Below are 8,622 nucleotides of genomic sequence, written 5' to 3'. Positions count from 1 at the left end.
GCCACTGCTCCAGATCCTGGGCCAGCGGCGTGCCGCCGTGGGCTTCCTTGACGATGTAGAGCGTCTCGCCCGGGTAGGCGGCGCGGAAGTCGAGCGCGAACTGCACCTCCGGGCCCCAGGACGACGGACGGTCGCCGTAGCCGGTGTTCACGCCGGGCTGCATCGGCTCGAAGGCCTTCTTGGCGGCGTTCCAGATCAGGGTCAGCGGATCCGGCGTCCAAGGCTGCGCCAGGGTCCCGGCGTCCATGTAGAGGCCGCCCGTGTTGGATTGACCGGCGAATACCACAAACGCCATCGGATGCTCCCTTCCGCGGGCGCAGCCGCCCGGGAGCTAGAGTCCTGTGTGGACGGTGAGGTTCCGGCGCGCCGAAAACTTTGGCCGTCGGGATCGGGAAGTTGTTAGAATGCGGGCGTGAGATTTCGCGCTGAACACCCATGGCCAGACAGCTTCGACTGAGCCTCGGCGGCCGGACCTCCTACGCGCAAGACGCCTTCGTGCACGGGACCTCGAACGCGGCGGCGCGGCAGGCCGTGGCCGCCTGGCCGGCTTGGCATGGGGGCTGCCTTGCGCTGGTCGGTCCCGAGGGCGTCGGCAAGACGCATCTGGCGAAGATCTGGGCGGTGACGGCCGGCGCGATCGTTCTGGACCGAGCCGGTCCCGATATCGGCCGGGCGGCCGGGCGTCCCGTGCTGCTGGAGGACGTCGACCAGGGTGTGGCGGACGAAGCCCTTTTCCACCTGATCAACATGGCCGGTCGGGAGGGCGGCGGCCTGCTGTTGACCTCTCGGAGCGCGCCCGCCGCCTGGCCGACATCGCTGCCGGACCTGCGGTCGCGGCTAAACGCCCTGCCAGTCGCCGAGATCGAGCCGCCGGACGACGTGGTGCTCGAAGGCGTACTGAGAAAGTTCTTCCGTGAACGGAGTATTCGGGCGCCGAAGGAAGTCTACGCCTATCTTTTGAGACGTATCGAAAGGTCCGTCCCGCACGCCCGGGAGATCGTCCGCCGTTTGGATGAAGGCGTCGACGGCGAGGCCAGACCGATTTCCCGCCTCCTCGCCCGCGAGGTTCTGGAGGAGTGTCATCAAAATCTTGACCTTTTCGAGTGAAGGCTTGTTCACCTCGTTCGGCAGGTCTCAGATGACGACCCGCCGCCCCAAGCCGGAGCCGTTTCGATGAGCATCCCCGCGCCTATCGTGCCCGATCCCGCCGCCGGCGGCGACCTCGGGTGGGATGAGGACCTGGCGGGCTCGGCCGGCCGGTTCTTCAATCGCGAGCTGTCGTGGCTGGCGTTCAACCACCGGGTGCTCGGGGAGAGCAAGAACCCGCGGCACCCGCTACTGGAGCGGCTGCGCTTCCTGGCGATCAGCGCCGGCAATCTCGACGAATTCTACATGGTGCGCGTGGCGGGCCTGAAGGCCCAGTTGCGCGAAGGCGTGCGGGTGGTCAGTCAGGACGGCCTGACGCCGGCCGAGCAACTCGAGCGGATCAACGCCGAGGCCGCCGACCTGATGGCCGACCAGCAGACCCATTGGGCGGAGCTGCGGAAGGAACTGGCCGCCGAGGGGCTGACTGTGGCGTCGATCTCCGACCTGACGGCGGCCGAGCGCGAGAGCCTGGAAGCCACCTTCCTCAGCCAGCTGTTCCCTATCCTGACGCCGCTGGCGATTGATCCGGCCCATCCCTTCCCGTTCATCCCGAACCTGGCGTTCTCGTTGGTCCTGAAGCTGAAGCGGATGGCGGATGGGCGGGTGTCCTACGCCCTGGTGCCGGTGCCGGCGCAGGTGGCGCGGTTCTGGGAGCTGCCGGCCCGCCACCGCGGCCGCAAAGCCAATCGTCGCTTCATCTCGCTCGAGAACACCGTCGCGCTGTTCCTCGACCATCTGTTCCCCGGACACGAGGCCCTCGGCCTCGGCGTCTTCCGGCTGATCCGCGATTCCGACGTCGAGATCGAGGAAGAGGCCGAGGATCTCGTGCGCGAGTACGAGGCCCTCCTCAAGCAGCGCCGTATGGGTTCGGTGGTGCGGGTCGAGGTCGAGGCCTCGATGCCCGAGGAGCTCCGCGGCTTCATCTGCGAGTCCCTGCACGCCCAGACCGACGACATCATCCTGGTGGATGGGCTGCTCGGCCTGGACGAGCTCAGCCAGCTCATTCCCCGCGACCGGCCGGAGCTGAAGTTCAAACCGTTCGAGCCACGGTTCCCCGAACGGATCCGCGATCATGCCGGCGACTGCTTCGCCGCGATCCGCGAGAAGGACATCCTCGTCCACCACCCGTTCGAGAGCTTCGACGTGGTGGTCCAGTTCCTGCGCCAGGCGGCCCGGGACCCCAACGTCCTGGCGATCAAGCAGACCCTTTATCGGACGTCGAAGGACAGCCCGATCGTCGCCGCCCTGATCGAGGCGGCCGACAACGGCAAGAACGTCACCGCCCTGGTCGAGATCAAGGCCCGCTTCGACGAGGCGGCCAACCTCAAGTGGGCCGCCGACCTGGAGCGCGCCGGGGTCCACGTCGTCTTCGGCTTCGTGGAGTACAAGACCCACGCCAAGCTCTCGATGGTGGTCCGCAAGGAGGGCGACGCCCTTCGCACCTACTGCCACTTCGGCACCGGCAACTATCACCCGGTGACGGCGCGGGTTTACACCGACCTGTCGCTGTTCACGACCGACCCGGCGCTCGGCCGGGATTCGGCGCGGCTGTTCAACTACGTCACCGGCTACGCCCGGCCCGAGGGGCTGGAGAAGCTGTCGTTCTCACCGGTCACCATGAAGCGCGACCTGTTGAACCTGATCCGCCATGAGCAAACCAATGCCGTCGCCGGCCGCCCGTCGGGAATCTGGGCCAAGCTGAACTCCCTGGTCGATCCGGAAATCATCGACGCCCTCTACGCCGCCAGTCAGGCCGGGGTGCCGATCGACCTCGTAATCCGCGGCATCTGCTGCCTGCGGCCTGGCGTGCCCGGACTGTCGGAGAACATCCGCGTGAAATCGATCGTCGGCCGGTTCCTTGAGCATTCCCGGATCGTCGCCTTCGCGAACGGCGCGCCGATGCCGTCGGGCGAGGCCCGGGTGTTCATCTCCTCGGCCGACTGGATGCCGCGAAACCTCGACCGCCGCGTCGAATGCCTGACGCCGATCGAGAACCCGACCGTCCACCAGCAGGTTCTGCAACAAATCATGCTGGCCAATCTGAAGGACGAAGCTCAAAGCTGGACCCTCGACGCCGAGGGACGCTATACGCGCGATCCGTCGTGGGACCACCCGAGCGCCTTCTCCGCGCACGAGTACTTCATGACCAACCCCAGCCTGTCGGGACGAGGCCAGAAGGTGAAGGACATGCCGCGCGCGATCGATCATGTGGCCTCGCGCGGATAGCCGAACCGAGCCCAGGCAAGCCGCGGTCATCGACGTCGGCTCGAACTCCGTCCGACTGGTCATCTACCGCATGGACGGACGGGCCCTGTGGACCGTCCTCAACGAGAAGGCCCTAGCTGGCCTCGGTCGCGACCTGCCGACCACCGGCCGGCTGTCGGCTCAAGGCGTCGAGACCGCCATGGCGGCGCTGCGCCGGTTCCGCACCCTGCTCGACGGCTGGCCGTCCGAGGACATCATCGCCGCCGCTACGGCCGCCGTCCGCGAAGCCGCCGACGGCGCGGATTTCCTGCGCCGGGTGAAGGCTGAGACCGGGCTCGACGTCCGGGTGCTCTCCGGCCCGGAGGAGGCGCGCTACGCGGCGCTCGGCGTCCTGGCCGGCGATCCCAGCGCCCGCGGCGTCGCCGCGGACCTCGGCGGCTCCAGCCTGGAGCTGATCCGCCTGAACGGCGACGCCGCGCCGGCCGACGGGGCGACCCTGCCGCTCGGCCCGTTCGCGCTCGGCGCGCCGCGTCCGCTGGACATCGATCGCACCCGGCGGGCGATCGACGGGGCGCTGGCCCCCGTCGCGGGCCGGTTCGCCAGTCGCGAATTCCATGCGGTCGGCGGCGCCTGGCGGAACCTGGCGCTGCTGCACATGCAACTGGCGGACTATCCGCTGCACGTCGCCCACCAGTACGAGATCAGCGGCGCCGACGCCGTCGCCGTCGCCCGGTTCGTCGAGCGCCAGTCCAAATCCTCGCTGGAGCGCATCCAGGGGGTCTCGAAGAAGCGGTTCGACACCCTGCCCTATTCCGCCCTGGTTCTGGACGCCCTGATCGAGCACCTGGGCGTCGAGCGGGTGGTGATCTCCGCCTACGGTGTGCGCGAAGGCATATTGCTGGAGGCCATGCCGCCGGAGGTCCGCCGCCAGGACCCGCTGATCGCCGGCTGCGAGGCCCTGACCACCCTGCGCGGCCTGTCGCCGGAGATAGGGGGCGCGCTGGAGGCCTGGCTGGCGCCGGTGTTCCAGCGCCTCACGCCGATGTTCGGCGACCGCGACCCGGTGCTGGTCGCCGCCGCCTGCCGCCTCGCTGACCTCGGGGCCCGGCTGCACCCGGACCATCGCGCCGACCTCGCCTTCGACCAGGTGCTGCGCGCCCCGATCGCCGGCATGACCCACGCCGAGCGCGCCTTCCTGGCCTGCACGGCCTTCGCCCGGCACACCGCGGCGGCGGTCACGCCCGAGCCGACGGTGATCAACCGCATCCTGTCGCCGGACCGCCGGCAGCGGGCCAAGGCGCTGGGCGCCGCCATCCGCCTGGGCTGCGACCTCTCCGGCCGCAACCCGCGCCTGCTGGAACAGTCGGCGATCTCAATCGCGCAAGACCGCCTCGTGGTCACCGCCGCGCCCGAGTGGTCGGACATGCTGCTCGGTGAACAGGTCGCCAAGCGCGGCGGCGCGGTCGCCCAGGCGCTGAAGCTGAAGCTGGAGTTGCGGCCGGGCGCCTAGCCCGCGGCCGCTGCCGCCTTCGGCGCGCGCCGCACCTCCACGACCCGAACCCGCGAGCCGTCCAGCACCAGGGCCAGCTCGCCGCGCTTGAGCTTCAGGGCGTCCTCGCCGAACGCCTCGCGCCGCCAGCCGGTCAGGGCCGGGGTGGCCGCCGCGTCGTCGTCGTTGGCGATCTGCTCGAGGTCCGAGACGGTGGCGATGAGCTTCGAGGCGACGCCCGCCTCCTCGGCTCGCGCCTTCAGCAGCACCTTGAGCAGTTCGACTACCGCGCCGGCCGCTGGCGACGGCGCCTGGCGGTTGCGCTCGATGACGGGGGCGTAGGCTTCCGGGTCCCTCAGCGCCTCGCGGATGGCGACCAGCAGGTCCGGCCCGAACCGCGAGCCGGAGAAGCCCTTCGGCACCGAGCGCAGCCGGTCGAGGGCGTCGGCGTCGGTCGGGGCCTGGGTCGCGATCTCGTCGATCGCCTCGTCCTTGAGGATGCGGCCGCGCGGTTGGTCGCGGTTCTGGGCGGTGCGCTCGCGCCACGCCGCGACGGCCCGGTAGACTGCCAGGTACTTGGCTGTGTGCCGGCGCGGACGCAGCCGCTTCCAGGCGTTCTCCGGCTCGACGTCATAGTTGGCCGGATCGGTCAGCGAGGCCATCTCGTCGGTCACCCAGGCGAGGCGCCCTTCCTTTTCCAGCCGCTCGCGCAGCTTCGGATAGAGGTCGGCCAGGTGCGTCACATCGGCCAGGGCGTAGGTGAGCTGGTTGTCCGACAGCGGCCGGCGGGCCCAGTCGGTGAACCGCGAGCTCTTGTCGAGCTCGATCTTCAGCATCTGGCGGACCAGGGCGTCGTAGGCGATCTGTTCGCCGAACCCGGCCGCCATCCCGGCCACCTGGGTGTCGAACAGCGGCCGGGGCATCGCCTTGAGATTGTTGAAGATCTCAACGTCCTGGCGAGCCGCGTGGAAGACCTTGAGGATGGTCTCGTCGCGGAGGATCTCCAGGAACGGCTCAAGGTCGATGCCCTCGGCCAGCGGGTCGATCGTGGCGTGCGCGCTGGGCGCGGCCGCCTGGATCAGGCACAGCTTGGGCCAGTAGGTCGTCTCGCGCATGAACTCGGTGTCCACGGCGACGAAGGGCTGGCCCTTCAGCTTATCGCAAAACACCGCAAGTTCGGCGGTGGTTGTAATCGGCGTCATCAACTAGCTATAGCCCCGCGCGCGGCCGAGTCTGCAAGCCCGCGATACGCCAGCCGCGCAAGTTTTCTCGAAGGCATTCCCATGTCCGATCGGCCGAACGGTCTCACCTACGCCCAGGCGGGTGTCGATATCGACGCCGGGAACGCCCTCGTCGACCGCATCAAGCCGCTGGCGAAATCGACCCGCCGGCCGGGCGCGGAGGCCTCGCTGGGCGGCTTCGGCGCGCTCTTCGACCTGAAAGCGGCCGGCTACGACGACCCGCTGCTGGTCACCACGACCGACGGCGTCGGCACCAAGCTGAAGGTCGCCATCGAAACCGGCATTCACAACACCGTCGGCATCGACCTCGTCGGCATGTGCGTCAACGACCTGCTGGCCCAGGGCGCAGAGCCCTTGATGTTCCTGGACTATTTCGCAACCGGCAAGCTCGACGTCGAAGCCGCCGCCACCGTCGTCGAGGGCATCGCCGAGGGCTGCCGCCAAGCCGGCTGCGCCCTGGTCGGCGGCGAGACGGCCGAGATGCCCGGCATGTACGCCGACGGCGACTACGACATGGCGGGCTTCTGTGTGGGCGCCGTCGACCGCGACCGCGTCCTGCCGCGGCTAGGCGACCAGAAGGCGGGAGACGTGCTGATCGGCCTGGCCTCCACCGGCCCGCACTCCAACGGCTACTCGCTCGTCCGCCGTATCGTCGAACGTTCAGGCCTCGGCTGGGACGCGCCCGCTCCGTTCGAGCCGGGCAAGACGCTGGCCCAGGCCCTCCTGACCCCCACCCGCATCTACATTAAGACCGTCCTGCCGCACCTCAAGGCCGGCCGGGTCAGCGGCCTGGCTCACATCACCGGCGGCGGCCTGATCGAAAACCCGCCGCGGGCGATCCGTGAGGGCCTGATTCCGAAGATCGACTGGAGCGCCTGGGCGTTGCCGCCTGTGTTCCAATGGCTGCAGGAGGTAGGCGGCGTCGCCGACCACGAGATGCGCCGCACCTTCAACTGCGGCGTCGGTCTGATGCTGATCGTCGATCCGCACGACCTGCCGGACGTGCTGGAAGGTCTGGTGCGGGCGAACGAGGACGCCTTCGTGATCGGCGAACTGGCCGACACCTGATGTCCGGCGCCTCCGGCACACCGGGGGCGCAGCTTCACGGCTTGACGCTCGGGTCGATCGATCGCGATCCTCCTCCCAAAGATAATGGGAGGGTTCGATGTCCAGGCTCCTGTCCGCCGTGATCGGCATGTCGGCCGCATTGGCTTCGCCGACGTGGGCTCAGGCCGAGGCTGTCATCTACCACAACGCCCAGGTCATCACCGTGAACCCGCGGGCCGAGCGAGCCGACGCGGTCGCGGTTGCGGACGGCAAGATCGTCGGGGTCGGGTCGCTGCCGCAGGTGCGCGCCAAGGCAGGTGCGGGCGCGCGCATGGTCGACCTGGGCGGCAAGGCGCTATTGCCCGGCTTCTACGACAACCACATCCATCTCGGAGCGCCGCTGCAGCCCTGGAAATACGGGGGCATGATCGAGGAGGTCCCCGACTGGCTACGGGGCGCCGACACCGTGCCGAAGCTTCAGGCCGCCATCGCCGCCAAAGCGGCCAGGACGCCGAAGGGCCAGTGGATCGTCGGAGAGATCGCGCGTGAGGAATGGCCGAACACCGCGCTGCCGAAGCGCGCCGACTTCGACAAGGTCGCGCCCGACCACCCCGTCGCCATTGGCCGCGGGCCGCACACCCTGATCGTCAACTCCCGGGCGCTAGAGGCGGCGAAGGTCACCCGAACCACTCGGCCGCCCGGCGGAGAGATCGTCCATGACGCGAAGGGCGAGCCCAATGGGGTGATCCTGGAATCTGCCCGGCGGGTGATCTGGGAGGCCCAGCCCCCGGAGGTCCGCGGCGGCGGGCTGACGCCGGACCAGCAGATCAGCAACTGGAACCGGTTCCTGACGCAACTGACCAGCCTTGGCGTGACCAGCGTCAATGTGGCCGGCATCACCCCGGACAACCTCAAGCACGTCCAGACCCTTTACGACCGCCACGGAGCGAACCTGCCGCGCATGACTGTGCAGCTGCGGCTCAGACCCGGCTACGACACCTACGACGACCCGAACGTCGGCGTACGGAAGTCTCTCGAGGAACTGGCGGCGATCGGCGATCCGAAGGCGGTGTTCCACCACCCGAAGCTGAAGATGGGCGCGGTGAAGATGAGCATCGACGGGGGGCTCAGCGCCCCGATCTTCTGGTCGACGCGGGAGTACGAGAACCGGCCGGGGTTCACCGGCGAGGTGCGAATACCTGACCAGACCTTCGCCGCCGTCGCGAGACGGGCGCACCAGCTCGGCTGGCAGCTCGGCATCCACACCATGGGCGACGCCGCCGTGGTGATGGTGGTCGACGAGGTGGAGAAGATTCTCAAGGAGCAGCCGCGGGCCGACCACCGCCACTATCTGCACCACGTCGCCGTGCTGCCGCCCGAGGCGACGCTGACGAAGATGGACCGCAACGACATCCATGTGGCCAGCCAACCCGGCTTCCTGTTGGCCCTGGGCTCCTACGCAGACGAGGCGCTGGAACCGGAGCGGGAAGCGAC

Annotated in this window: 7 protein-coding genes; 5 read left to right on the top strand and 2 right to left on the bottom strand. The window is 69.0% G+C overall.

Translation table 11 applies throughout. The features are described 5' to 3' along the window. Positions 1-295: sialate O-acetylesterase (locus ACILRF_RS12330; RefSeq protein ID WP_395673296.1), on the bottom strand; the 295-nt coding region annotated here is incomplete at its 3' end. A 236-nt stretch (positions 296-531) separates the two neighbouring features. Between ACILRF_RS12330 and ACILRF_RS12325 the strand changes: the two genes are divergently transcribed. The 3 genes from ACILRF_RS12325 to ACILRF_RS12315 all read left to right on the top strand — a co-directional run bounded on the left by ACILRF_RS12325 (position 532) and on the right by ACILRF_RS12315 (position 4,861). Beyond that, a complete protein-coding gene (locus ACILRF_RS12325; RefSeq protein WP_395673294.1) occupies positions 532-1,107 on the top strand; it encodes a chromosomal replication initiator DnaA in 576 nt (191 codons plus the stop codon). A 66-nt stretch (positions 1,108-1,173) separates the two neighbouring features. Then, positions 1,174-3,372 carry an RNA degradosome polyphosphate kinase gene (locus tag ACILRF_RS12320; RefSeq protein ID WP_395673292.1) on the top strand — a complete coding sequence of 733 codons (2,199 nt, stop codon included), beginning with the start codon at positions 1,174-1,176 and terminating at the stop codon, positions 3,370-3,372. Further along, positions 3,353-4,861, top strand: coding sequence for a Ppx/GppA family phosphatase (locus ACILRF_RS12315; protein WP_395673290.1), 1,509 nt, complete (start codon positions 3,353-3,355; stop codon positions 4,859-4,861). Before ACILRF_RS12320 ends, ACILRF_RS12315 begins: the two co-directional genes overlap by 20 nt. On the opposite strand, the gene rnd is transcribed toward ACILRF_RS12315, so the two are convergent. Continuing rightward, complete coding sequence (rnd, locus tag ACILRF_RS12310) at positions 4,858-6,042, bottom strand: ribonuclease D (protein ID WP_395673288.1); 1,185 nt, start codon at positions 6,040-6,042, stop codon at positions 4,858-4,860. The two genes, ACILRF_RS12315 and rnd, sit on opposite strands and share 4 nt — an antisense overlap. 81 nt (positions 6,043-6,123) lie before the next feature. Here rnd and purM point away from each other — a divergent pair, with 81 nt between their 5' ends. Together purM and ACILRF_RS12300 are read left to right on the top strand one after the other, a co-directional pair. Beyond that, positions 6,124-7,149 (top strand): phosphoribosylformylglycinamidine cyclo-ligase, encoded by a 1,026-nt coding sequence (gene purM, locus ACILRF_RS12305; RefSeq protein ID WP_395673286.1) that lies wholly within the window; start codon positions 6,124-6,126, stop codon positions 7,147-7,149. A gap of 97 nt (positions 7,150-7,246) precedes the next feature. Next, the coding region (locus ACILRF_RS12300) for an amidohydrolase (RefSeq protein WP_395673284.1) at positions 7,247-8,622 on the top strand (1,376 nt) is incomplete at its 3' end.

The sequence above is a fragment of the Phenylobacterium sp. genome (assembly GCF_044236515.1).
Classification (GTDB): domain Bacteria; phylum Pseudomonadota; class Alphaproteobacteria; order Caulobacterales; family Caulobacteraceae; genus Phenylobacterium.
Note: the sequence above shows the minus strand (reverse complement) of the source record. Positions and strands in the feature narration are given on the sequence as shown.

Bases quoted from the DNA above. Each gene is read 5' to 3' on its own strand.
- purM (WP_395673286.1), top strand. From the start codon at position 6,124: ATGTCCGATCGGCCGAACGGTCTCACCTACGCCCAGGCGGGTGTCGAT.
- ACILRF_RS12315 (WP_395673290.1), top strand. From the start codon at position 3,353: ATGTGGCCTCGCGCGGATAGCCGAACCGAGCCCAGGCAAGCCGCGGTC.
- ACILRF_RS12320 (WP_395673292.1), top strand. From the start codon at position 1,174: ATGAGCATCCCCGCGCCTATCGTGCCCGATCCCGCCGCCGGCGGCGAC.
- rnd (WP_395673288.1), bottom strand. From the start codon at position 6,042: ATGACGCCGATTACAACCACCGCCGAACTTGCGGTGTTTTGCGATAAG.